Raw genomic sequence first — 24,125 nt, forward strand, 5'->3', positions numbered from 1 at the left:
CTACTTGTTGACGTTGAACCCCTGGTCGGTGCCGTACTTGATACTGGACTGCTGCCAGGCTTCCAGCCCCTGGGACAGGGGAGCCGAGGAGACGTACGACTTGCCCACGGTGTCGTTGAAGACGGAGTTCGCGTACACCTGGTACGGCAGGTACGACCAGTCGCTGCCCACATTGCGGGCCGAGTCGGCGAAGACCTTGTTGGCCTGCTGGCCACCGAAGTAGGGGAACGCGGTCTCCAGGAAGGTCTTCGATTCCAGGTCCGCCCGGGTGGCGGGGAAGGCGCCTTCGGCGACGCGGGTCGACGCGCCGGCACCCGTGGTCGCGTACTCGGCGAAGGCGTAGGCCAGTTCCTTGTTCTTGGCGGCCTTCGGTACGGCGAGGGAGCTGCCGCCGTTCTCGGCGCTGTCCGTCCTGCCCTTGGTCCACTGGGGGAGCGGGGCGACGCGCCAGTCACCGGACGCGGAGGCGACGCCCGAGGTGAAGTTGGCAGGCATCCAGGCGCCGATGGACAGTGTGGCGATGCTGCCGTCGGCCAGGCCCTTGTACCACTCGTCGCTCCAGGAGCTGATCGGCGCGACCAGATCCTCGTCCAGCAGCTTCTGCCAGGTGTTGGTGTACGTCCTGGTACCGGCGTCCTTGAAGTCGACCGTGACGTCGCTGCCCTCGGCCTTGTAAGGGCGGCCCCCCGCCTGCCAGATGAGGCTGGTGGTGGCTCCCGCGTCGCCGGTGTCGTTGGTGATGAAGAGCTTGGGGTCGGCCTTGTGCAGGGTGCGTGCTGCCTCGACGTACTCGTCCCAGGTGGTGGGAACCGTGATGTGGTGCTTGTCGAAGACCTTCTTGTTGTAGAACAGCGCCATCGGGCCGGAGTCCATGGGCAGGGCGTATACGGCCTTGTCGTACTTCACCGCGTTCCAGGGGCCGGTGGTGAACTTCTTGTCGTGTCCGGCCGCGCCGTAGCCGGCAAGGTCCTCCACGGACTTGCCGATCGCGAACTGGCCGAGGGCGTAGTACTCGATCTGCGCCACGTCGGGGGCGCCCGAGCCGGCGGCGATGGCGTTCTGCAGAGCGGTGTACTGCTTGTCGCCGGTGCCTGCGTTGACGAGTTCGACGTCGACCTTCGGGTACTTCTTCTCGAAGTCTGCAGCCACCTTCTTGAGAGTGGGTTCCCACGCCCACACCGTTATCCTGCCGCCCTTCGCCAGCGCGGACTCGACGTCCTTCGCGCCGCCGCCGTCCTCGGCCGGGTCGGAAGAGCCGCAGGCGGTCGCGGAGAGGGTGATGGCGCAGACCGCGGCGACGGCGGCGAGAAGCCGACGAGTGCTGTGTGTCCTCATGCGGGGTGCTCCTGGTTCGGTGTTCGGGGAAGGGGAAAGGGGAGGGCGCACGTGGGGGGCGGAGTCACTCCTTGACGCTGCCTGCGGCCAGGCCGGACTGCCAGTACCGCTGGAGCAGGAGGAAGAGCACGACGATCGGCACGATCGTGAGCAGGGAGCCGGTGATGATGAGGTCGAAGACGGCCTCGCCGCCCGCGGTCTGGGCCTGGGCGTTCCAGGCGTTGAGCCCGAGGGTGAGCGGGTACCAGTCCGGGTCCTTGATCATGATCAGCGGCAGGAAGTAGTTGTTCCAGGTCGCGACCATGGAGAAGAGCAGCACGGTGACCGTTCCCGGCATCAGCAGCGGCAGTGCGATGCGGAAGAAGGTGCGCAGTTCGCCGGAGCCGTCGACGCGAGCCGCTTCGAGGAGTTCGGTGGGTACCGCCTCGGAGGCGAACACCCACATCAGGTAAAGCCCGAACGGGGAGATCAGCGACGGGATGATGACGGCCCACGGAGTGTTCGTCAGTCCCATGTTGCTGAACATCAGGAACGTCGGCACCGCGAGGGCCGTGCCCGGCACGGCCACGGCTCCGATGACGACCGCGAACACGGCGCGGCGGCCGGGGAAGTTGTACTTGGCCAGTGCGTAACCGCCGAGGACGGCGAGAACCGTGGCGCCGCCCGCTCCCGCGGCGACGTACAGCAGGGTGTTGAGCAACCAGCGGACGAAGACACCGTCGTCGTAGGCCAGCGTGCGGGAGATGTTGTCCCAGAGGTTGAAATCCTCGCCGAACCACAGGCCGGCGGAGTCGAGCAGGCCCTTCTGATCCTTGGTCGAGTTGATGACCAGCCAGGCGAGCGGAAGCAGTGTGTAGACGAGGACCAGTCCGGTCAGGAGGGTCAGCGGGATGCTGGGGCGAGGGTTGAGCGGGGTGTGGGGACGACGGCGGGGCCGGAGGACGGGCCGGGAGGTACTCGCAGGCCGGGCCGGGTCGGCGGGGTCCGCGGCGTTCGAGGTGACGCCGGCGAGGTTCGTGGTCATTGCTCAGCCCTTCCGCATTCCGCGCAGCTGGACGGTGTAGGCGATGATCGCGGTGATGACGCCCATCACGATCGCCACCGTGGCCGCGTAGTTGTGCTGCTGGCCGGAGAAGGACAGCGAGTAGGTGTAGAGGTTGGGGGTGAAATCGCTCGTGATCGCGTTCGGGGCGAGCTTCTGCAGGATGCTCGGCTCGTTGAAGAGCTGGAAGCTGCCGATGACCGAGAAGATCGTCGCGATGACCAGGGCGCTGCGGATCGCCGGCAGCTTGACCGCGGTCACGACCCGCCACTCCCCGGCGCCGTCGATCGCCGCGGCTTCGTAGAGCGAGCGTGGAACGACCTTGAGCGCCGAGTAGAAGATCAGCATGTTGTACCCGACGAATTCCCAGGTCACGATGTTGCCTATGGAGGCGAGTACCAGCGAGGGGGAGAGCGGGTCGGGAAGGGCGACACCGAAGGCGTCGTTGATGTTGCCGACCAGGCCGAACCGGGTGCCGTAGATGAAGCCCCACATCAGGCTGGCGACGACGGCGGGGACGGCGTAGGGCAGAAAGATCGAGATGCGGAAGAAGGCCTTGCCGTACAGCCGCCCGCTGTCGATGGCCAGCGCGACCAGCAGCGCGATGCCCAGCATGATCGGCACCTGCACGGCCAGGAACAGCCCGACCCTGACCAGTCCCTCCCAGAACTGCGGGTCCGTCAGCGCCTGTCGGTAGTTGTCCATGCCGACGAATGAGTTCCCGCCGATGAGCCGGTCGCGGAAGAGGCTGAGGTACAGCGCATAACCGATCGGCGCAAGGAAGACGAGGCCGAAGACCGCGACGAACGGACCGGCGAACCCCCACCCGACAAGGGCCTGCCTGCGGAGGCGGAAGCGCGCTCGCAGGCGGGGTGGTGGTAGTGCCTTCGCCGGAGTCGGCAGGAGCGTCATGATTGGTTCCTTGTGTCGGTGACCGACCGGTCTGTTGTGAGGAGAAACGAAGGCCTTCGGGCCGGAAGCGGCCGGATCAGGCTGTGTACGATGAGAAATGTTTACGTAATCATCGGTAGCGTGATGGTGACACTCCCCGTGGGGGTCGTCAAGCATGGAGTGGGAGTCAATGGAAGGAAGACCGGTGACGGAGAAAGACGCAGCCGCTCGCGCGGAGACGGCAGGCAGGAGCGGCCGGCATGTCACGAAAGGCAGGCAGCCTCGCGTGTCGATGGCCGATGTCGCCCGGGTCGCGGGTGTCTCGTCGCAGACGGTCTCCCGGGTGTCCAACGGGGACCCGGCCGTCATCGAGCGGACTCGGCAGAAGGTGCTCGATGCCATGAAGGAGCTCGGCTACCGGCCCAACAGTGCCGCCCGTGCTCTCAAGCGCGGCGACTTCCGGACCATCGGCGTCATCACCATGAGCCTCTCCAGTACCGGCAATGTGCGGACTCTGGAGGCCATCGCGAAATTCGCGTCACATGCGGGGTACGCGGTCACGCTGATCCCGATCGACGCCCCGACGCAGGACAACGTCAGAGGAGCCTTCACGCGGCTCGACGAGCTCGCGGTCGACGCGGTCGTCCTGATCATGGAAGTGCACCTGCTCGACACGGCGTTGCTGACCCTGCCGCCGCATGTGACGGTCGTCGTCGTGGACTCGGACGCCGGTGACCGGTTCCACGTGGTGGACACCGACCAGCACCAGGGTGCCCGTACGGCGGTGCGCCACCTGCTCGAACTCGGGCACCGCACGGTCTGGCACCTGGCCGGCCCGGAGGAGTCGTTCGCTGCGGGCCGCCGGGCGGTCGCCTGGGAGGCGGCCCTGCGCGAGGAGGGGCGGGAGGTGCCACCCCTGCTGCGGGGCGACTGGGCACCCGAATCCGGCTACGAGGCGGGCCTCCGGCTGGCGGACGAGCCCGGCTGCACCGCGGTGTTCGTGGCGAACGACCAGATGGCACTCGGTGTACTGAGGGCACTCCATGAGCGCGGAAGGCGCGTCCCCGAGGACATCAGCGTCGTCGGCTTCGACGACATCGCGGAGAGCGCCTCCTTCATCCCGCCGCTGACCACGGTCCATCAGGACTTCGCCCGGGTCGGGGAGTTGTGTGTCGATGCCATCCTGGCGGAGCTGAGCGGCAAGGCTGTCGAGGGCGGCACGACGCTCGTGCCGACCCGGCTGGTCGTGCGCGCAAGCACGGCTCCGGGCGCGGACGTCCACCAGTGACCTCAGTCCGAGAGTCTCCGACTGAGGTCCACCAGTGACCTCAGTCGGAGATTCTCCGGAGGCAGGCAGCAACTCTGTCGAGGATCTCTGACTCAGGGCCACTGAGGCCTGTCTCGAAGTGAGGTCAGGAGCCGGTCGTTGATGACGGCGATGTGGAGGATGGCTTCGTATCGGACGGCGAGTTCGTCGTATCCGGTGGCGACGGCACGGTGGCGTTCGAGTCGGTTGAATCCGCATGCGACGGCGTGCCGGGCTCGGTAGTCATCCGGGCTGAACCTGGGAGGGCGGCCGCCGCGGCGGCCGCGGCTCCTTCGGTGTTGTCGATGGCCCGCTGGTTCGGGAATGGTGCAGGCGATGCCGTGTCGGCGCAGGTATGCGCGGTTGGCGCGAGAGCTGAAGGCCTTGTCGGGCCGTGCGGGGAACGGACTGCACCGATGCGCGGGACGTCGATGCCGCCCGGGACGGCCTGAACTGGGGCCAGTTGCCGCGCCCAGGAGACGTAGCAGTACGGGGCATCCCGCCAGGGCGCACCGACCCGCACCCGCCGTTTGATCCCGTCGATGAGCTGCCGTTCCGTCCCCGCCGACGGCCGACCCGACCGCGTGGGCACAGGTAACAGCGGTTCCAGCCACGCCTACTGCTCACCGGTCAGGTCAAGCCGCCTCGTCACCGCCAGGGTGGCCACGAGGTCTTCGGCGTTCAGGTTATTTCTTGGTCGATGAACCCTCTACCGCAGACCTCACCTACGTCACGATCGCGACACGCCCGTCACCGGACTTCGAGGCAGACCCTGGACACTGGTGCCGAGGCGTGACCGATGAGCATCAGAGCGGGTTGAGGCGGGCCTTGAGCAGGCAGAACTCATTACCTTCGGGGTCGACCAGGACATGCCACTGCTCTTCCCCTGTCTGGCCGATGTCGGCCGGGCGCGCACCGAGCTTCAGGAGGCGCTCGAGCTCGGCGGCCTGATCGCGGTCGGTGGCGTTGACGTCGATGTGCAGCCGGGATTTCCCCTTCTCCGGCTCATCCCTGCGACTGAGGATGATCGTCGGCTGCGGACCACCGAACCCTTCGCGCGGTCCGATCTCCACCGAGCCGTCGTCCTCGCGATCGAGCACGACGAAGTCCAGGACCTCGCACCAGAACCGCGCCAGCACCTCAGGGTCGCGGCAACCGAGCACGAGCTCACCGATACGACATGCCATAACGAAACCTGCTCTCAACCTGGGAACTGCCGGGGAGGCCAACACGGGAACCTCATGGGCTCCCAGCAGTGAAAACACCCCCGCGACCTTACCGGACGAGGCGAGCACGGGCGAAATGATTTCAGGGCCGACCCTGTCCGGGCAGCCGCGCAAGGCATGCTGGGCCCCCCGCATGCCCTGGCACGTACCACGTCAAGGCCTCGCACGTACCACCTCAAGGCCTCCAGGGGCCAGGGACCTCCATCCCCGTTGCCATCGGTCCCGCCCTGTGCCACGGGGCGCCAGGATGCCTCGGCCTCGCGGGGTGAAACATTTTCCGTCGGTCACTGCATCTATAAGGGTGTAGGTGAGAGGGGGTGGCGGATGAGGCAGCCCAAAGAGGGCGCCTTCCGTGAGTTCGCGGAAGCCCGCATGGGGCATCTGTTCCGTTCGGCGTGCCTGCTGACCGGCGGGGACACGCATCTTGCCGAGGATCTCGTGCAGGAGACGCTCGGCCGGATGTACGCGATATGGGGTCGCACGTCGCGTGTCGGGAACCCGGCGGCGTACGCGCAGACTGTGCTTGTGCGGTGCTATCTCGGGCACCAGCGGCGCAGATCGGCGGCGGAACGACCGAGCGGCGAACTACCGGACCGGGCAGGAGAGTCGGCGGGGGACGCGTCCTTGAGGATGACGCTCCTCGACGCGCTGCGCGGCCTGCCGTCAAAGGACCGGGCGGTGATCGTGCTGCGTTACTGGGAGGACCGGTCGGTCACGGAGACCGCGGACGCGCTGCACGTCAGCTCGGCGGCGGTACGCACCCGCAGCACCCGCGCGCTCGCCCGGCTGCGTGAGCAACTCGGCGGCAGCATCGGCGAGCTGGCCGCGCACTGAATTCTCTTCGCTATTCCCTTTCTTTTTTCTCTTTCCACAGGTGTGGGGACGGTGGTGGACGGCATGCACGGAAACGGTGCTCAGAAGGACGACCGGGACGCCTTCGAGGGCGAGCTCGGCGCGGCAATGAAGCAGGCGGGGGAGGGGTTCTCGGTCGTGGGGCGGCCGCTCGTGGACGGCGGGGTCGCGCGCGGCCGGCGCCGGATGGTGCTGCGCCGCAGCGCCGTGGTGACCGGGAGCGTGGCGGCGCTGGCCGTGATCGGGCTCGGCGGGTCGTTCGTCACCGGTGGCATCGGCGCTTCGCGGGACGGTGGCAACGGGGCTCCTGTGGGCGCGCATTCGACGAAGAACGCCGGCATGTCCAAGGAGGCGTCGGGGCGCACGTACTCCGAGCAGCAGGTGATCAAAACGCTCGAAGGGCTGCTGTCGGATGGCCAGTTCAGCGAACAGACGGGCCGCGGCACCGACGGCACGGGTGACCAGACGGACCTGCACTCGCCGTATGCCTCCGTCGTGTACGACGACGGCCACGGGAAGGCCGCCGTGTCGGTGGGCCTGAGCCGGCAGAGCCCCGATCAGATGCCGAACGACGGCGAACTCTCATGCCCGGACGAGAACGTGAACGAGTTCGAGGCCTGCTCCGCCACGAGGTTGAAGGACGGCTCGCGCCTCGTGCTGTTCAAGGGCTGGGAGTACCCGGACCGGCGCGAGGAGACCAAGTGGTGGTACGCGGACCTGCTGACGCCCGAGGGCTACCGGATCACGGTGTCCGAATGGAACGCACCCGCGGAGAAGGGGGCTCCGGTCAGCCGTCCCACCCCGCCGCTGTCGCTGGACCGGATGAAGGTGCTGGCACAGGCCAAGCAGTGGCGCCCGATCATCGAGTCCCTGCCCGCACCTGGGCAGCCGGCGCTGGAACAGCCGGCCCCGCAGGGCCAGAGCGGTGGCGCGATCCTGGGCAAGCTGACCGAGCTGCTCCCCGACGGCTTGACGGTGAAGGCGTCCGGTAAGCAGGAGACGGAGTACGCGTACGTCGTGGTCGACGACGGCAAGGGCAAGAGCTTCGTACAGATCAACGTCCAGCCGAACATGTCCGACGTCGAGGGCGAGCTCTTCGGCTCCGACGCGAAGGTACTGGCGGATGGCACGAAGGTCACCGCACGTCAGGGGCCGGGCGAGAAGGGCGGTGAGGGCGTGAAGATGAGGCAGGTCGACACGATCCGCCCGGACGGCCTCCGGGTGGTCATCTCCGCCTTCAATGCGGCGAACCAGAACGAGGCCGCCACCCGGGAGGCCCCCGCCCTGACCCTCGCCGAGCTGCAGAAGATCGCCACGAGCAAGGTGTGGCAGAGCTAGGTGTATTGATCACGAGCGTCGTCGGCACGGGGGTTTTGATCAAAGGCGAAGACCTCCGGTGTGGTGGAGCTGTCTAGGACTGCACCACACGGAGGTCTTCGTGTCCCACCGTAATGCTCTGCTGACTGGTCATGGCAGGCGGCTGTTCATCCAGCGTGTCCGTTCACGCCGCCCGGTCGCTCATGTGGCCGAGGAGATGGGGACCTCGCGTCCAACTGGGAGACGTACGCCCCTGCCGTCCGCGGTCCCGTAGGCCGGCTCAATACGCACACGTACGGGACGAACGGCCGTACCGGCGTGCGTGGCATAGCCAAGAGCAAGGGCCACCGGCAAGCTGCTCGACGTCACCGGCGCCGCCACGAGCGACGGGCCCCCGTCGGCGTCCATCAGCCCACGACGGGACGCAATCAGTCCTGGACCTTCCGCGGCCTCGCGGCGGACGGACAGAGGGCACGGACGGGATGACGCCGAACGGCGGAGCGTCGACCATGAGGTCGGCGCCCCGCCGTTCGGCGGGGATTCGTGCCCCGGTGCCCGGCCTGCCCCTACTCCTCGGTGGGACCGAGGTCGTGGGTCTCCCGGAAGTCGACGGTGCGGGCGCGGTGGGCTGCGTGCAGTTCGAGTACGACGATCTCGTTGGTGCCCTGGTGGAGCACCGGAGCGGGTACGTACAAGGACCGCTGGGGCCCGCGGGACCAGTACCGGCCCAGTGCGAAACCGTTGATCCACGCATTGCCCTTGGTCCAGCCGTCGAGGTGGAGGAAGGTGTCCGCCGTCCCGCTGAGTTCGAAGGTGCCGCGATGGAAGGCCGGACCGGTCGGTGTGGTGGTGGCGGCGAAGCTCAGCCTGTCGAGCGAGGTCAGCGGCAGCGGCCGGTTGGTCCAGCCGGCGAGCTCCGTGCCGTTCAGTACGACTTTGCCGGGCAGCCCCTTGCGGTCGTGGATGCCCGGCCCGTAGTTGACGCGGCCCTGGTTCTCGACGAGCAGGCTCAGGACACAGCCCGCGCGGGGCACGGTGAAGGTGAGAGCGTGCTCATGGTTCTCCCGCTCCAGGACCCCGACGGGCTGGCCGTCGAGGAAGACCTGGGCGCGGTCGCGGACCTGCTCCAGTTCGAGCAGAGCGGGCCCGGCGGCCGGCAGGACCGTCTCGTAGAGGACGAATCCGAAGTCCTGCCGGAGCTGCTCCATCGTCAGCGGATTCCGGGACACGACGGTGTCACCGAGGCTCGGAGCGCACTCGAGCAGGCCGGCACTCTCGTTCAACGCCACTGCTGCCAGGGAGAGTTTGGCCGCGCGCGCGGGAACAGGCTCCGCGGGAACCTTCGAGTACTTGGCGATGACCTCGCGGAAGGCGGTGAACTTCTCGGTGGGGTCGCCGGCTTCGTCCAGGGGTGCGTCGTAGTCGTAGGACGTGACGGTCGGCCGGTAGGTGTGCTTGTCGTTGGCGCCGTTGGTGAACCCGAAATTCGTACCGCCGTGGAACATGTAGAAGTTGACCGATGCCCCGGCCGCCAGCACTGCGTCCAGCTCCTGTGCTGCCCGGTCCGGGTCACGGACCACGTGGTGGCCGCCCCAGCGGTCGAACCAGCCGATCCAGAACTCGGTGGACAGCAGCGGGCCCGTGGGCCGGTGCGCGCGCAGAGCTGCGAGGCTCTGGCTGGAGCGGCTGCCGAAGTTGGCCGTCGCGAGGACACCGGGCAACCCGCCACGCTCCAGGTCCGCGGGCTGGTCGCAGGTGAACAGCGGCACGTCGACACCGCATCGGCGGAGCGAGTCGGCGAGGTGTTCCAGGTAGGCGGAGTCGTCGCCGTACGCCCCGTACTCGTTCTCCACCTGCACGGCGAGTACCGGCCCGCCGCGCGTGGCGAAGTAGGGCAGGAGCGGGGTGAGGAGCTGGGCGAAGTAGTCGTCGACCGCGGAGAGATAGCGGGGGTCGCGGGTGCGCAGGCGGATGTCGGGATCGGCCAGGAGCCAGGAGGGCAGGCCCCCGCCCTCCCATTCGGCGCAGATGTAGGGCCCGGGGCGGAGCAGGACGTGAAGGCCCTCTGCGGCAGCGAGGTCGAGGAAAGCAGGCAGGTCGAGCCCACCGTCCATGTGGAACCGGTCCGGCCGCGGCTGGTGGAGGTTCCAGGGGACGTACGTCTCGACGGTGTTGAGGCCCATGAGCCGGGCCTTGTGGAGTCGGTCCGCCCACTGAGCCGGATGGACCCGGAAGTAGTGCAGCCCACCGGACAGGAGCCGGAAGGGTTCGCCGTCGAGTCGGAATCCGCCGTCGTCGATCTGAAGAACGGACATGTGCTGCTGCTCCTGTGCTCAAGGGGTGCGCGAGTGATCCGGCGCGTGTCGGCGGGAATCCCTGCTCCCTCATGTTTGCGTAAACATGAGGGTGATGGCAAGCCTTTGCGGGAAGGGGCGGGGTAAGGGGTGGCCGAAGCATCGGAAGTGCTCGCGCCACGGAATGCTGGGCCGCGCTGTCTGTTTGTCCGCGATGTCCGGCATGGCGCCGAAGGCGTCGGTGCGAGGGGCTGTTGTCAATTGCGCGTCAAGGGTCGGGCGTGCCGGATCAAGGAATCGCCAACGGATATGTCGGGCCCGGTAGGAGCGGGCATAGCGTCACCGGTATGCCCGGCTTGCCAGTGGCCCGGGCGACGTACCGTTTTCACGAGGAGTGCCATGAACGACAACCAGCGCGCCGAGGACCCCGATCCGCTTCAACTGAACCGGGCCGGAGCATTGTTCGTTCCGGTCCGGCCAGGTTCCTTGGGCTGCTGCGCCCGCCTCTTTCGTACGCCCCTCGGTGTCCGCACAGCAGTCGCCTTCACCGACGAGCGACAACTGACCCTCACGCTGGGACAGCAGCAATCCTGGATCCGTCTCTCCGCGCCGGCGGTTCGCGCCCTCGTCGCGCCCTTGGGAGTCGTCGGTCTCATCGTCGACCCGCTGCTCGCCGCCCCCGGGGCCGGTGCCACATCCGCGGCCGGGCTCGGCAGCTCTACGGCCGGTGAGCCGCAGCGCAAGCCCCGGTCGGCCCGGGATCCGCGAGCAGCCGATGCGCTGCGCGCGACCGGCGCGCAATCGTTGTCTCCCGCATCAACCTCTTGACCGGCTGGGGGAACACCATGAACACAACACTGCCAGGACTGCCGGCTCCGGCAGCGGTGCCGAGCACGCCGCAACCAGTACCCGTGCCGCCGGACAACACGGCAGGTCTGTCCGTCTGGCCCGCCTCCGCCCGGCTCGCCTCCCACGGCGATGTCGCGGTCGGAGGTGTCTCGCTCGTCGAGGTGGCCGAGCGGTTCGGCACGCCGGTCTATCTCCTCGACGAGGGAGAGGTGCGGGAGCGCTGCCGCGCCTATCTCCGGGCCTTCCCGGACACCGACATCGTCTATGCGGCGAAGGCATTCCTGTGCCGCGCGCTCCTGCACTGGGTGCAGGAGGAGGGCCTCGGTCTGGACGTCTGCTCCGCGGGAGAGCTCGAGTTCGCCGTCACCAGCGGCTTCCCTCCCGAGCGCATCGTGCTGCACGGCAACGCCAAGAGCCAGGCAGATCTGAACGCCGCGCTCCGTCTGGGTGTCGGAAGGATCGTCATAGACAGCGCGTGGGAGATCGCTCGCCTTTCCGCGCTCGTCCCGGACGGCGCCCGCCAGAAGGTGCTGGTACGCGTGGTCCCGGGCGTCAGCGCGGGCGGCCACGCCGCGATCCGCACCGGCACGGAGGACCAGAAGTTCGGGCTCTCCCTCACCGACGGCAGCGCCCGGCACGCCATCGCCCGGATACTCGACCAGCCGCACCTGGAACTGGTCGGACTGCACTGCCACATCGGCTCGCAGATCACCACGGTCAAGCCCTACCTGACCGCGCTCCGACGCATGGTCGGGCTGCTGGCCCAGGTACGCCGGCAACACGGAGTCATGCTGCCGGAGCTGGACATGGGAGGCGGGCACGCGGTCGCCTACCGGCCGGGGGAGTCCCCGCTGGACATCCCGTCCCTCGGCGCTCGCATCCGCCGCGAACTGGCCACGAACTGTGCGGCAGCCGGCATCCCCGTGCCCCGGCTCACCATCGAGCCCGGTCGCGCAGTGGTCGGGCCCGCAGGCGTGGCGCTCTACCGGGTACTCGCCGTCAAGAGGACCGGCGACCGCGTCTTCGTGGCCGTCGATGGCGGAATGAGCGACAACCCGCGGCCCGCCCTGTACGGCGCCCGCTATGCGCCCCAGCTCGTCGGCCGCCGCTCGACGGCCGAGCCCTGCACGGCGACCGTGGTCGGCCGGCACTGCGAGGCGGGTGATGTTCTCGCTGCCGATGCGGCATTGCCGGGCGACATCCACCCGGGCGACCTGGTGGCCATTCCGGTCGCGGGCGCCTACCACCTCTCCATGGCGTCCAGTTACAACGCGGTCGGGCGACCACCGCTGGTCGCTGTCCACGAAGGCCGCGCCCGGCTGTTGATACGCCGCGAATCCCTCGCCGACATCAACGGCCGCGACATCGGACTGTGAATCGTCCGCGCCGCGCCGTCGCGTTTCCCCTGCCCACCGACCTGAAAGGGGCTGCCAGTTGTGCGTCCCGTGTGGTCTTCCGTGAGCACTGAGAACATCGTCGGCCTGATCGTCGCTGCGAGCCGGCCGCTGGTGGGCGGACAGCGATCTCCAGCCACAGGTCGTTGCCGTGAGCTGTGCGAACCGTGTAGTCCTGCGCGGCGATCCGTATGCCCTCGGCCTGGGGTCTTCTGCCCTCTTCGCCAACAGCTACGTGGAGGCGCCGTCCCGATTCCTGCCCATGCTGCACGCCTCGTTCGAGAGGGTCGTGCCGGGGGGAGCGGGTGGTGTACGTCCGGCGGGCGCTCGCATCCTCTTCGGCGCCGCGACCCATGCATGGTGTGACGATTGCATGGTGTGACGATTCGCCCGCTCGTGCCCGAGGACGGCCGGGGCCCTCGCCGCGCCGGTGCCGGAAGCAGCCTGGATGCATGCCGGTTGGAAGGGCCTCGTGGCGTGGGCCTGGCGGCTGCCGCTGGACGTCCGGGAGCTGACCGGCCCTGTGCCTCCGAGGCCCGGCAAAGGGCAGGTGTCATGACGTCATCGTGGCCGGAAGGTCGGGCCTGACCGGGGGCCCGCCGCCCGCGGCGCGCAGCGTGAACACCATGGTGAGGCCCCCTCCCGGGGTGTCCTCCGCGGCGAGCACTCCCCCCATCGCCTCCACGAAGCCACGGGCCACCGCGAGACCCAGGCCGACACCGGCGCCGCGCGGCGTGTCGCCGTGGCGTTGGAAGGGCGCGAAGATCCGTTCCTTGGCCTCGTCCGGTACGCCCGGCCCGCGGTCGATCACCCGGACTTCGACACGGTCGGCCATGGCGCTGACCGCTACCAGCACCGGTTCGCCTCGTGGGCTGTACTTCACCGCGTTCTCGACGACGTTGGCGACGGCGCGCTCCAGCAATCCCGGATCGACCGCCACCAGTGGCAGATCCTCCCGGATGTCCAGTCGGACGCTTCCGTCCGGAACACCACCGAGCGCCATGGGAACGACCTCGTCGAGGTCCGTCGCCCGGATCAGCGGCCGAACCGTTCCGGTCTCCAGCCGGGACATGTCCAGAAGGTTCCGGATCAGATGGTCGAGGCGGTCGGCGCCCTCCTCGATTCCGACCAGCAACTCGGCCCGGTCCTTCGCGGACCACTCCACGTCGGCGGAGCTCAGGGACGTGACGGATACCTTGATGGTCGCCAGGGGAGTCCGCAGATCGTGGCTGACTGCGGCCAGGAGTGCCGTGCGGATCCTGTCGCCCTCCGCGTGCTCACGAGCCTGTTCGGCCTCGCCGCGCAGGCGCTGACGGTCGAGCACGACGGCGGCCTGGGCGGCGAAGGCGGCGAGTACCCGGCGGTCCTCGGCCGGCAGCACACGCCCGGAGAGGGCCAGTGCCATGTGTCCACCGACGGGCATGTCCGCATCGGCATCCTCGGGGCGGGCGACGGGCGTCGGCCCGACGCTTCCCGTGCAGTTCCATGACTCGACCTCGCTGTGCCGCTCCAGCAGTGCGACGGACTCCATGCCGAAGGTCTCCCGTACCCGTTCCAGCAGCGCGTCCAAGGTGGTCTCGCCGCGCAGGACACTGCCCGCGAGGAAGGACAGGATCTCGGACTCGGCGCGCAGCCTGGCGGCCTGGTGGGTGCGGCGGGCCGCCAGATCCACCACAGAGGCCACCGAGACCGCCACACTCACAAAGATGGCGAGGGCGAGGATGTTCTTCGGATCGGCGATGGTCAGCCGGTGCAACGGTGGTGTGAAGTAGTAGTTCAGCAGAAGCGATCCGAGCGCGGCGGAACCGAGCGCCGGAAGCAGCCCGCCCATCAGTGCGGCGGCCACCGTCAGCGACAGGAACAGAAGCATGTCGTTGGCGAGCCCGAGATCCGCGTCGATGTTGGTGAGTACCGCAACCAGAAGGGCAGGGCCGGCCACACCCACCACCCAGCCCCAGACACTTCGGGCGGTGCTCAGGCGGGCATGCCGGGCCACGGGCAGCCTCCGCCCGCGGGCGACTTCTTCGTGCGTGACGATGTGGACGTCCAGGTCGGGACCGGAGTCCCTGGCCACCGTCGCGCCGACGCCCGGTCCGAAGATGTACTGCCAAGCCTTGCGCCGGCTGGAGCCGAGAATGATCTGGCTGGCATTCACACCGCGCGCGAACTCCAGCAGGGACTGCGGCACATCGTCGCCGATGACGTGGTGGAACGTGCCACCGACGTTCTCGACCAGAGTGCGCTGGACGGCAAGGTCCTTGGGAGAGGCGGAGGTCAGGCCGTCGCTTCTGCACATTCGTGTGTGCCAGCTCGTCCACCAGAGCCACCGCCGGAGCACGCTCCAGGACGGCGTCGACGTCCATCTCGGTGAAGACGGCGGAGCGGTACTGCATCGTGTGCCGTTGGACCTGCTCCAGGCCGTGCAGCATGACCTCGGTGCGCGGGCGGTCGTGATGTTCCACGAGGCCGACGACGCAGTCGGTGCCGCGCTCCACTCGGCGGTGCGCCTCCGAGAGCATCGAGTACGTCTTGCCTACGCCCGGCGCTGCGCCGAGGTAGATCCGGAGCTTCCCGCGTCCCCTTGGTCCCGACAGGTTCCGTTCTTTGAAGTCGACTGGATTGGAGGGGAACTTCGAGGAGGATGCGTGCCGGCCCTCACCTCTCGAAGCGGTATCCCATGCCCGGGGCGGTGATGAAGTGACGGGGATGCGCAGGGTCGGGTTCGAGTTTCCGTCTCAACTGGGCCATGTACACGCGGAGATAGTTACTGTGCGTCCGGTGTGGAGGCCCCCCACACCTCGTCCAGCAGCTGTCGTCGGCCGACGAGCCGGCCGGTGTTTCCGATCAGGATTTCCAGCAACTGCCACTCGGTCGGGGTGAGTCGGACGGTGTGCCCGTCGTGCCTGGCCTCCTTCGTGACCAGGTCGAGGACGAACCCGTCGGTGACGACCGTCCCCTCGCCACCCGCAGGGGATGCGGAGCCTGCGCGCCGGGTCGCGACCCGCAACCGTGCGAGGAGTTCGTCCATGCCGAACGGCTTGGTGATGTAGTCGTCGGCACCCGCATCGAGTGCTCTGACCTTCTCGTCGGACGCGTTTCGCGCGGAGACCACCAGGATCGGCGCCCGGGACCACCGCCGCAGCCCTTGCGTCACCTCGATGCCGTCCATGTCCGGCAGTCCGAGGTCCAGCAGGACAGCGTCAGGGGGGTGTGCCGCGGCCAGCCGTAGAGCCATGTTTCCGCTGGGGCGGCGTCCACCTCGTATCGGCGGGCATGCAGATTGATCGCGACAGCCCGGACGAGCTGCGGTTCGTCCTCCTCCACCAGTACCCGAGTCATCGGCGTTCCGCCTTCCCTGTTGTGCGCGAGCCGTGGCGACCGGGAACAAGGGCGGGAACCGGGGCGTGTGCTTGCAGCCCCGGCTCCCGCCCACTGCTGTGACCCGGTCACTGCTCGACGAGGTCCTTGAGCGCGATGTTGAGCTGGAGGACGTTGACGCGGGGTTCGCCGACGAAGCCGAGGATCCGGCCGTCGGTGTGCTGGTCGACGAGCTTCTCGACCTGCGCGGTGTGGAGGTGGTTGCGCTCGGCGACGCGGTTCACCTGGAGCTGGGCGTAGGCCGGGGAGATGTCGGGGTCGAGGCCGGAGCCGGAGGAGGTGACGGCGTCGGCGGGCACCTGGGAGGGGCTGACGGGGTGGCCGGGGACGGAGTTGTCCTTGACGACGGCGGCCTTGGCGGTGGTGACCCAGTCGATGAGTTCCTTGTTGTCGCCGGAGCGGTTGGTCGCGCCGGAGAGGATCAGTGAGTACTGGGTGTTGACGCTGTTGGTGCCGAGGCCGTTGGAGGGGCGGGGCTGGAACCACTTGAGGTCCGGGGCCGGGGTCTCCTGGCCCTCCTTCAGGGGCAGGTCGTAGCGCTGGCCGATGAGTTCGGAGCCGACGACCTTGCCGTTCGCCGTGAGCTCGGAGCCGTTGGAGCGGCCGGGCATGAGGCCCTGGGCGACGCCGGTGACGGCGAGCGGGTAGATGACGCCGCAGACCAGGGTGAGGACGAGCAGGGCGCGCAGTCCTGCCCAGAGCAGTCGGGCTGAGTTTCCTACGGAGTTGTTCATGGCAGGTCAGCCGATTCCGGGGATGAGGGAGATGATCAGGTCGATGATCTTGATGCCGATGAACGGGGCGACCAGGCCGCCGAGTCCGTAGATCCCGAGGTTGCGCCGGAGCATCGTGTCGGCGCCGCTGGGCCGGTAGCGCACGCCCTTCAGGGCGAGCGGCACCAGGGCGATGATGATGAGCGCGTTGAAGATGACGGCGGACAGGATCGCGGACCGTGGTGAGGACAGGTCCATGACGTTGAGCTTGTCCAGGCCCGGATAGACCACGGCGAACATGGCGGGGATGATCGCGAAGTACTTCGCGACGTCGTTGGCGATGGAGAACGTCGTCAGTGCGCCACGGGTGATCAGGAGCTGTTTGCCGATCTCGACGATCTCGATGAGCTTGGTCGGGTTGGAGTCCAGGTCCACCATGTTCCCGGCCTCCTTGGCGGCCGAGGTTCCGGTGTTCATGGCCACGCCGACATCGGCCTGGGCGAGCGCCGGGGCGTCGTTGGTGCCGTCGCCGGTCATCGCGACGAGTTTGCCGCCGGCCTGCTCCCGCCTGATGAGGGCCATCTTGTCCTCGGGGGTGGCCTCGGCGAGGAAGTCGTCGACACCCGCCTCCTCGGCGATGGCCTTTGCGGTCAGCGGGTTGTCGCCGGTGATCATGACGGTACGGATGCCCATCCGGCGCAGCTCGTCGAACCGCTCGCGCATGCCCTCCTTGACGACGTCCTTGAGGTGGACGACACCCAGAACCCGCGCACCCCGGTCATCGTGGACGGCCACCAGGAGTGGTGTACCGCCGGCTTCGGAGATCGCGTCGGCCAGCCGACCGGCGTCCTCGGAGACCGCACCGCCCTGGTCGCGGACCCAGGTGAGCACCGATCCCGACGCCCCCTTTCGGATCCTGCGCGCGGTGCCCTTCTCGGTGAGGTCGACACCCGACATCCGGGTCTGGGCGGTGAAGGCAACCCATGCGGCACCGGACAGTTCGCCCTGGTGACGCTCGCGCAGCCCGTACTTCTCCTTCGCCAGCACGACGATCGAACGCCCCTCGGGCGTCTCGTCGGCCAGCGAGGAGAGCTGGGCGGCGTCCGCCAGTTCGGCCTCCGTCGCGCCCGCGACCGGGAGGAACTCGGCCGCCTGCCGGTTGCCGAGGGTGATGGTGCCGGTCTTGTCGAGCAGCAGCGTCGACACGTCGCCCGCGGCCTCGACGGCCCGCCCGGACATGGCGAGCACATTGCGCTGCACGAGCCGGTCCATGCCGGCGATGCCGATCGCGGAGAGCAGCGCGCCGATGGTGGTCGGGATCAGGCAGACCAGCAGGGCGGCCAGCACGATCATGGACTGCTCGCTGCCTGCGTAGATCGCGAAGGGCTGCAGGGTGACGACGGCGAGCAGGAAGACGATGGTGAGGGACGCCAGCAGGATGTTGAGGGCGATCTCGTTGGGTGTCTTCTGCCGTGCCGCGCCCTCGACCAGGGCGATCATCCGGTCGATGAACGTCTCACCGGGTTTGGTGGTGATCTTGACGACGATGCGGTCGGAGAGCACCTTCGTACCGCCGGTCACCGCCGAGCGGTCACCGCCCGACTCACGGATGACGGGCGCGGACTCACCCGTGATCGCGGACTCGTCGACGCTCGCCACGCCCTCCACCACATCCCCGTCGCCGGGGATGATGTCACCGGCCTCGCAGACGATGAGATCACCGATGCGCAGGTCGGCGCCGGGAACTCGCTCCTCGTTCCTGCCGATGATCCGGCGGGCGACGGTGTCGGTCTTCGCCTTGCGGAGCGTGTCGGCCTGGGCCTTGCCGCGGCCCTCGGCGACAGCCTCCGCCAGATTGGCGAAGATCGTCGTGAGCCACAGCCAGACGGTGATGGCCCAGCCGAACCAGTCGGTCGGATCCAGTGCCGCGAGCACGGTGGTGAACACCGAACCGACCAGCACCACGAACATCACCGGGGACTTGACCATCACCCGGGGATCGAGCTTGCGTACGGCGTCGGGGAAGGACCTGATCAGTTGCTTGGGATCGAACAGGCCCCCGCCGACGCGTCCTTCGCCCTGGTGACCTGTGGGCGCGTCCTGGTGCGGTGCCCGGGAAGGGGTGACTGTGGACATCGAGTCCTCTTGCTTCAGACGAGTGGTCATGACGCCAGCCCCTCGGCCAGCGGCCCCAGCGCGAGGGCCGGGAAGTAGGTCAGGCCGGTGATGATGAGGATCGTGCCGACCAGCAGCCCGCTGAACAGCGGCTTGTGCGTGCCCAGGGTTCCGGCCGTCGCCGGTACGGGCTTCTGCTCGGCGAGCGAGCCCGCCAGGGCGAGGACGAACACCATGGGCAGAAAGCGGCCCAGCAGCATCGCGAGTCCGATGGTGGTGTTGAACCACTGGGTGTCCGCGTTGAGCCCGGCGAACGCCGAGCCGTTGTTGTTGGCACCGGAGGTATAGGCGTAAAGGATCTCCGAGAAGCCGTGCGCCCCGGTATTCGTCATCGAATCGGCAGGTGTCGGCAGAGCCATAGCGGCGGCTGCGAAGCAGAGCACCAGGGCCGGTGTGATCAGGATGTAGCAGGCGGCGAGCTTGATCTCGCGGGTGCCGATCTTCTTGCCGAGGTATTCCGGCGTACGGCCGACCATCAGACCGGCGATGAATACCGCGATGATCGCCATGATCAGCATTCCGTAAAGACCGGAACCGGTACCACCGGGAGCGATCTCACCCAATTGCATACCGAGCATCGTGATGCCGCCGCCGAAGCCCGTGAACGAGGAATGGAACGAGTTCACCGCGCCGGTCGACGTCAGCGTCGTGGCCACCGCGAAGATGGACGAGCCACCGACGCCGAACCGGTTCTCCTTGCCCTCCATCGCCCCGCCGGCGATATCGAACGCGGGCCCGTGGTGGGCGAATTCGGTCCACATCATCAGCGCGGTGAAGCCGAGCCAGATGACGCCCATCGTGGCGAGGATCGCGTACCCCTGTTTGAGTGAACCGACCATCCGGCCGAAGGTGCGCGTCAGGGCGAACGGGATGACGAGGATCAGGAAGATCTCGAAGAGGTTGGAGAGCCCGTTCGGGTTCTCGAAGGGATGGGCCGAGTTGGCGTTGAAGTACCCGCCACCGTTCGTACCCAGTTCCTTGATGACTTCCTGGGATGCGACCGCACCGCCGTTCCACTCCTGGGTGCCCCCCATGAACTGGCCGACCTCATGGATGCCGGAGAAGTTCTGGATCGCACCGGTCGCCACCAGTACGAGGGCCCCGATCGCGGAGATCGGGATCAGGATCCGTACCGTGCCGCGTACCAGATCGGACCAGAAGTTGCCCAGCTCACCGGTGCGGGAGCGGGCGAAGCCGCGTACTAGGGCCACGGCGACGGCGATGCCGACGGCGGCCGAGACGAAGTTCTGCACCGCGAGGCCGCCGGTCTGCACGACGTGGCCCATGGCCTGCTCGCCGTAGTACGACTGCCAGTTGGTGTTCGCGACGAACGAGGCCGCCGTGTTGAACGCCTGATCGGGGTCGATCGAGGAGAAGCCGAGCGAACCGGGCAGGGAGCCCTGGAGTCGCTGCAGCAGATACAGGAAGAGGACGCTCACGGCCGAGAAGGCGAGTACACCGCGCAGATAGGCGGGCCAACGCATCTCCGTATTCGGATTGGCGCCGATGGTCCTGTATATCCACTTCTCCACCCGCAAATGCTTCGGAGAGGAATAGACGCGGGCCATGTAGTCGCCGAGCGGGCGGTACGCCAGACCCAGCGCCACGACGAGCGCGAGAACCTGGAGAACGCCGGCGAGGACGGGGCTCATATCGGGCTCAGAACCTCTCCGGGTAGAGAAGGGCGAGGACGAGATAGCCCAGCAGAGCGGCAGCCACAACGAGGCCGACGATGTTTTCGGCGGTCATAGCTTGGCCACCCCCCTGGCGACAAGTGCCACCAGCGCGAATACCGCGATCGTGGTGACGACGAAGGCCACGTCGGCCATCGTGTGCTCCTAGGTGAGATTCGGACACTCGGACACCTTGAGCAAAGACCCATACCGAGCGTTTGTGTCTTCCGTTGACAGGTCCCTTACGTCCATCGGAGCCTCTTTGACGGGACCCATACGCCGCTGTGCCCGCCTGTGGAAATCCGACGGCCTTTAAGGGCTGTCCCGTAATCCCTGGCGGGCGCACGACGACAGCTACGGCGCCTCGCCGCGTTGTCGGAACGTCCGAATACATCCAGTATGCGGACGTCCCTCCGCCTTGCGATGCACCGCATCTGACGTCGTGCGCTGATCCACCAGGGATTACGGAACAGCCCTTAGCCCGCCCGGGCTCCCCCGCGTCCGCTACCAGCGCATCCCGGCCATTCCACGGTCGCGTCCTCGGCGAGGGGACTGCCGATGTCTCCACGTCTGTCCGGCCGGGGCTGTCGGAAGGGTGTCGATGTCCGCGCCCGCAGCAGGGCGCCCGCCCGGCCGTCGCCTGGATTCCGTACGCCGCTCGAGGTGGCGAACGCCGACGACATCGCCGGGTGCCGGGACCCTCCCCTCCTCGCTCCCGGCGTCGTCGGCGGTGGAACGCGGCGGCGTCCCCCGCTCTGCGTTCGCGCACGTTCCTGCCGGTACCGGATCTCGATACCGGCAGGGACCCAGCGGCTCTCCCTCGGTCTACCGGTCCGGTCTCCTCAGGAGGTCGTCCTCGATGCGTCCCGCTGTACTCACCAAAGCCCGCCCGCGAGACGCGGTCTGTCTTGTTCGGAGCGGTATTTCCGCAGCGCCTCGTATGGGTGTGAGCGAGTTCGTCGACGAGCGCGGCCTGAGGGCGTCTCCGCAGCACGGCTTCGCGGTCCAGTTCGGCCCGCTCACCGCTCAGGTCCGCGTGCTGCTGGGTGCCGGCGATCTCGCGGAGGTGGGAGAGCCGTTCGACCACGGCCCTGCCGGAGCGCACGATCAGCCCTCTGGGCGAGCACCGCCTCGAAGGCGCGTGCTGTGCCATCTGCCCGACGGCGGCGTACCGCTCGGGCAGCATGAGAGCGGTGGTCAGGGACCGGCCCTATCACGAAGATCGCGAACCATCCACGGGGTCCGTGACGTGAAGGCGGTCGGCCGGCTCGGTGTGACCGCTCGGCTCTCTGGATGAGGGCGCTGACGCGTCAGAGGTGGCGATCGGTCAGACTCGGTCAGGCCCACGGCGCGCCGTCATGCTCCGTGTTGCGCTTCGAGGTGCTGGACACAGCATGCCCCTGCGTAATCGGCTTTCGCCTGCAGCTTCGCGGCTTCCCACGGCAGGCGCCGCTGCTGTGCTTCCTCCAGGTCGGCCAGAAGCTGGCGATGCCGGACCGCGGACGAGCATGCGCAGTCGAGCCTCTTCGTCCCGGGGACCCTCAGCCGACGTGGACGCGGGGGCGGCGGGTGCGGTCCGGTTCCGCTTCGCGGAGGATTTCGCGGGTGACGGGGGCGACTTCGCCCTGGCCGAGGAGGAAGAAGCGGAGGAAGTTGGCGAAGGGGTTGCCCTCGGTCCACTCGAAGTAGATGTGGGGGCGGATGCCGGTGAGGTCGCGGGAGTGGAGGAGGAGGGCGGCCAGCGCGTTGGGGATGGAGGAGCTCTCCACCGTCAGAACGCGGTAGCGGTCGTGCAGGACCTCTCCGCGCACGGTCAGCTCGGCCTCGAACTCGGAGGGGTCGGTGACCGTGACCTCGACGAAGACGAAGTCCTCGGTGGTGGGGATGTCGTTGTCGGCGCGGATCTGGTCGATCTTGTCGCGGTACTCGGCGATGTCGCGGTGATCGGGCTCGTTGGCGACGAACCGGGCCGTGCGGTGCGAGATGTCGCGGACGAGCCGTTCGGCCGTCTGGTCCAGCTCTACGTGGGTGACGCGCAGTTCGAAGGCGCGGCCGAGACGGGAGAGCAGGGAGATGAGCATGATGCCGGTGATGAAGCAGGCACCGATCTTCACGCCGTCGGGGCGCTCGATGACGTTGAGGACGGTGGTGTAGAGGAAGACGGCCGAGATGACGGCGAAGCCGATCGTCCAGCCGCGCTGGCCGGCCTTGCGGGCTGCGATCGTCACCGCGATGGCGGCAGAACAGATCAGCACCAGGACGCCCGTGGCGTACGCGCCGCCCTGGGCATCGACGTCGGCGTCGAAGAGCCAGGTCACCAGGAACGCGACCAGAGTAAAGACGATGACCATGGGGCGCACGGCGCGGGCCCAGTGCGGGGCCATGCCGTAGCGGGGAAGGTAACGGGGCATCAGGTTGAGCAGTCCGGCCATGGCCGAAGCCCCGGCGAACCACAGGATCGCGATGGTCGATACGTCATAGACGGTGCCGAAAGTGTTGCCGAGGTACTCGTGCGCGAGGTAGGCGAGTGCGCGGCCGTTGGCGTCGCCGCCGGACTCGAACTTCTCGTGGGGGATGAGGACGGTGGTGATGAAGCTGGTGGTGATCAGGAAGACGCTCATGATCAGCGCGGCGGTCGTCAGGAGCTTCTTGGTGTCCCGGATGCGGCCGGTGGGCTTCTCCTCGGTGTCACCGGGGTCGCCCTTGACGTGCGGCATGACGGCGACGCCGGTCTCGAAGCCGGAGAGGCCGAGGGCGAGTTTGGGGAAGACGAGCAGGGCGACACCGACCATGGCGAAGACGTTGCCGTGTTCGGCGGTCAGGGCCGTGCTCCAGTCGGTGACGACGTGGCCCTCGGTGACCACGTGCCACAGACCGTTGACCACGACGACCGCGTTCAGGGCGAGGTAGATCCCGACGAGGACGACCGCGACGCCGATGGCCTCCAGGAAGCCCTTGAGGAACACCGCGCCGAGCAGCGCGATCAGCACGAGGGTGATCAGCACCTGCTTGTTGTGGAGGGCTTCCTCGAGGTGCGGGTTCTCCACCAGGTGGGTGGAGGCGTCGGCCGCCGACAGCGTGATGGTGATGAGGAAGTCGGTGGCGGCGAAACCGAGGAGGGTGAGGACGAAGAGCTTGCCCTTCCAGAACGACAGCAGCCGCGAGAGCATCGCGATCGAGCCCTCACCGTGCGGGCTCTCCTCGGCCACCCGCCGGTACACGGGAAGTGCGCCGGCCAGGGTGACGATCACGAGGACGATCGTCGCGACGGGCGAGAGGAGCCCGGCTGCCAGGGCGGCGATGCCGGGCTGGTAGCCAAGGGTGGAGAAGTAGTCGACACCGGTCAGGCACATCACCCGCCACCAGCGTTGCCCCTGATGACCGGACGCCGGGGCTGACTCCACGGGCCGGGAGGGCTTGCCCTTCCCCATGTCGGAGAGGCCCTCGAGCATCCACGCGCGCAATCGTCCGGCGTGCGCGTCCTTCGTGGATGCCATGGGGGTACTCCTGAGCTGCTGCTGGATGAGGGGGTTCCGTCCATCGTGCGGACGGCCGGGCCAGCGTAAGCAACGTGTCAACGACCGATCAGGGCGGGCGCGTCAGAAGAGCGTCAAGATGCACCGGTCGGGCTCATCCATATCGCCCGCCGACCGAAGTTGTCGACGATCCGGGAACCCGGG

At 68.0% G+C, this 24,125-nt stretch carries 16 protein-coding genes and 4 pseudogenes; 6 read left to right on the forward strand and 14 right to left on the reverse strand.

Annotation, left to right across the window (positions count from 1 at the left end):
* The 3 genes from ACFWBQ_RS21235 to ACFWBQ_RS21245 form a co-directional block, all read right to left on the reverse strand.
* Complete coding sequence (locus ACFWBQ_RS21235; protein ID WP_385491161.1) at positions 1–1,335, reverse strand: ABC transporter substrate-binding protein; 1,335 nt, start codon at positions 1,333–1,335, stop codon at positions 1–3.
* Positions 1,336–1,399: 64 nt separating this feature from the next.
* Entirely contained in the window at positions 1,400–2,359 is a 960-nt protein-coding gene (locus ACFWBQ_RS21240; RefSeq protein ID WP_385491164.1) for a carbohydrate ABC transporter permease, read from the reverse strand.
* Between the two features lie 3 nt (positions 2,360–2,362).
* Entirely contained in the window at positions 2,363–3,289 is a 927-nt protein-coding gene (locus ACFWBQ_RS21245; RefSeq protein WP_385491166.1) for a carbohydrate ABC transporter permease, read from the reverse strand.
* Between the two features lie 271 nt (positions 3,290–3,560).
* Here ACFWBQ_RS21245 and ACFWBQ_RS21250 point away from each other — a divergent pair, with 271 nt between their 5' ends.
* Positions 3,561–4,556, forward strand: a complete 996-nt coding sequence (locus ACFWBQ_RS21250; RefSeq protein WP_385491576.1) for a LacI family DNA-binding transcriptional regulator — start codon at positions 3,561–3,563, stop codon at positions 4,554–4,556.
* A gap of 124 nt (positions 4,557–4,680) precedes the next feature.
* On the opposite strand, the gene ACFWBQ_RS21255 is transcribed toward ACFWBQ_RS21250, so the two are convergent.
* A complete protein-coding gene (locus ACFWBQ_RS21255) occupies positions 4,681–5,184 on the reverse strand; it encodes a transposase (RefSeq protein ID WP_385491578.1) in 504 nt (167 codons plus the stop codon).
* 196 nt (positions 5,185–5,380) lie between these two features.
* Positions 5,381–5,761: a VOC family protein gene (locus ACFWBQ_RS21260; RefSeq protein WP_385491169.1), complete on the reverse strand. Its 381-nt coding sequence runs from the start codon at positions 5,759–5,761 to the stop codon at positions 5,381–5,383.
* A 363-nt stretch (positions 5,762–6,124) separates the two neighbouring features.
* Between ACFWBQ_RS21260 and ACFWBQ_RS21265 the strand changes: the two genes are divergently transcribed.
* The 3 genes and pseudogenes from ACFWBQ_RS21265 to ACFWBQ_RS21275 all read left to right on the forward strand — a co-directional run.
* Entirely contained in the window at positions 6,125–6,634 is a 510-nt protein-coding gene (locus ACFWBQ_RS21265) for a SigE family RNA polymerase sigma factor (protein ID WP_385491172.1), read from the forward strand.
* 63 nt (positions 6,635–6,697) lie between these two features.
* Positions 6,698–7,990 carry a hypothetical protein gene (locus ACFWBQ_RS21270; RefSeq protein ID WP_385491174.1) on the forward strand — a complete coding sequence of 431 codons (1,293 nt, stop codon included), beginning with the start codon at positions 6,698–6,700 and terminating at the stop codon, positions 7,988–7,990.
* A gap of 100 nt (positions 7,991–8,090) precedes the next feature.
* A pseudogene (locus ACFWBQ_RS21275) lies at positions 8,091–8,216 on the forward strand (IS481 family transposase); the annotation flags it as partial.
* A gap of 319 nt (positions 8,217–8,535) precedes the next feature.
* Here ACFWBQ_RS21275 and ACFWBQ_RS21280 read toward each other — a convergent pair.
* Complete coding sequence (locus ACFWBQ_RS21280) at positions 8,536–10,284, reverse strand: beta-galactosidase (RefSeq protein WP_385491177.1); 1,749 nt, start codon at positions 10,282–10,284, stop codon at positions 8,536–8,538.
* A 378-nt stretch (positions 10,285–10,662) separates the two neighbouring features.
* Here ACFWBQ_RS21280 and ACFWBQ_RS21285 point away from each other — a divergent pair, with 378 nt between their 5' ends.
* Together ACFWBQ_RS21285 and lysA are read left to right on the forward strand one after the other, a co-directional pair.
* Complete coding sequence (locus tag ACFWBQ_RS21285; protein WP_385491180.1) at positions 10,663–11,091, forward strand: SAV_915 family protein; 429 nt, start codon at positions 10,663–10,665, stop codon at positions 11,089–11,091.
* A gap of 17 nt (positions 11,092–11,108) precedes the next feature.
* A complete protein-coding gene (gene lysA, locus ACFWBQ_RS21290; protein ID WP_385491183.1) occupies positions 11,109–12,488 on the forward strand; it encodes a diaminopimelate decarboxylase in 1,380 nt (459 codons plus the stop codon).
* 571 nt (positions 12,489–13,059) lie between these two features.
* Here lysA and ACFWBQ_RS21295 read toward each other — a convergent pair.
* The 8 genes and pseudogenes from ACFWBQ_RS21295 to ACFWBQ_RS21330 all read right to left on the reverse strand — a co-directional run bounded on the left by ACFWBQ_RS21295 (position 13,060) and on the right by ACFWBQ_RS21330 (position 23,942).
* Positions 13,060–15,100 (reverse strand): annotated as a pseudogene (locus tag ACFWBQ_RS21295) (ATP-binding protein).
* A 61-nt stretch (positions 15,101–15,161) separates the two neighbouring features.
* A pseudogene (locus ACFWBQ_RS21300) lies at positions 15,162–15,845 on the reverse strand (response regulator).
* Between the two features lie 107 nt (positions 15,846–15,952).
* A complete protein-coding gene (locus ACFWBQ_RS21305; RefSeq protein ID WP_385491186.1) occupies positions 15,953–16,618 on the reverse strand; it encodes a potassium-transporting ATPase subunit C in 666 nt (221 codons plus the stop codon).
* Positions 16,619–16,624: 6 nt separating this feature from the next.
* Positions 16,625–18,763 (reverse strand): potassium-transporting ATPase subunit KdpB, encoded by a 2,139-nt coding sequence (gene kdpB, locus ACFWBQ_RS21310; protein ID WP_385491188.1) that lies wholly within the window; start codon positions 18,761–18,763, stop codon positions 16,625–16,627.
* Positions 18,760–20,424 (reverse strand): potassium-transporting ATPase subunit KdpA, encoded by a 1,665-nt coding sequence (kdpA, locus tag ACFWBQ_RS21315; RefSeq protein ID WP_385491190.1) that lies wholly within the window; start codon positions 20,422–20,424, stop codon positions 18,760–18,762. Before kdpA ends, kdpB begins: the two co-directional genes overlap by 4 nt.
* Positions 20,425–20,431: 7 nt before the next feature.
* Positions 20,432–20,521: a K(+)-transporting ATPase subunit F gene (gene kdpF, locus ACFWBQ_RS21320; protein ID WP_385491581.1), complete on the reverse strand. Its 90-nt coding sequence runs from the start codon at positions 20,519–20,521 to the stop codon at positions 20,432–20,434.
* Positions 20,522–21,382: 861 nt separating this feature from the next.
* A pseudogene (locus tag ACFWBQ_RS21325) lies at positions 21,383–21,631 on the reverse strand (hypothetical protein); the annotation flags it as partial.
* A gap of 355 nt (positions 21,632–21,986) precedes the next feature.
* A complete protein-coding gene (locus tag ACFWBQ_RS21330; protein WP_385491193.1) occupies positions 21,987–23,942 on the reverse strand; it encodes an amino acid transporter in 1,956 nt (651 codons plus the stop codon).
* Positions 23,943–24,125: the final 183 nt, after the last annotated feature.

This window comes from Streptomyces sp. NPDC060035 (assembly GCF_042736635.1).
Lineage (GTDB): Bacteria > Actinomycetota > Actinomycetes > Streptomycetales > Streptomycetaceae > Streptomyces.

Bases quoted from the DNA above. Each gene is read 5' to 3' on its own strand.
- ACFWBQ_RS21245 (WP_385491166.1), bottom strand. From the start codon at position 3,289: ATGACGCTCCTGCCGACTCCGGCGAAGGCACTACCACCACCCCGCCTG.
- lysA (WP_385491183.1), top strand. From the start codon at position 11,109: ATGAACACAACACTGCCAGGACTGCCGGCTCCGGCAGCGGTGCCGAGC.
- ACFWBQ_RS21285 (WP_385491180.1), top strand. From the start codon at position 10,663: ATGAACGACAACCAGCGCGCCGAGGACCCCGATCCGCTTCAACTGAAC.
- ACFWBQ_RS21330 (WP_385491193.1), bottom strand. From the start codon at position 23,942: ATGGCATCCACGAAGGACGCGCACGCCGGACGATTGCGCGCGTGGATG.
- ACFWBQ_RS21270 (WP_385491174.1), top strand. From the start codon at position 6,698: ATGCACGGAAACGGTGCTCAGAAGGACGACCGGGACGCCTTCGAGGGC.
- kdpA (WP_385491190.1), bottom strand. From the start codon at position 20,424: ATGAGCCCCGTCCTCGCCGGCGTTCTCCAGGTTCTCGCGCTCGTCGTG.
- kdpB (WP_385491188.1), bottom strand. From the start codon at position 18,763: ATGACCACTCGTCTGAAGCAAGAGGACTCGATGTCCACAGTCACCCCT.
- ACFWBQ_RS21240 (WP_385491164.1), bottom strand. From the start codon at position 2,359: ATGACCACGAACCTCGCCGGCGTCACCTCGAACGCCGCGGACCCCGCC.
- ACFWBQ_RS21305 (WP_385491186.1), bottom strand. From the start codon at position 16,618: ATGAACAACTCCGTAGGAAACTCAGCCCGACTGCTCTGGGCAGGACTG.
- ACFWBQ_RS21250 (WP_385491576.1), top strand. From the start codon at position 3,561: ATGGCCGATGTCGCCCGGGTCGCGGGTGTCTCGTCGCAGACGGTCTCC.
- ACFWBQ_RS21260 (WP_385491169.1), bottom strand. From the start codon at position 5,761: ATGGCATGTCGTATCGGTGAGCTCGTGCTCGGTTGCCGCGACCCTGAG.
- ACFWBQ_RS21280 (WP_385491177.1), bottom strand. From the start codon at position 10,284: ATGTCCGTTCTTCAGATCGACGACGGCGGATTCCGACTCGACGGCGAA.
- kdpF (WP_385491581.1), bottom strand. From the start codon at position 20,521: ATGACCGCCGAAAACATCGTCGGCCTCGTTGTGGCTGCCGCTCTGCTG.
- ACFWBQ_RS21265 (WP_385491172.1), top strand. From the start codon at position 6,125: ATGAGGCAGCCCAAAGAGGGCGCCTTCCGTGAGTTCGCGGAAGCCCGC.
- ACFWBQ_RS21235 (WP_385491161.1), bottom strand. From the start codon at position 1,335: ATGAGGACACACAGCACTCGTCGGCTTCTCGCCGCCGTCGCCGCGGTC.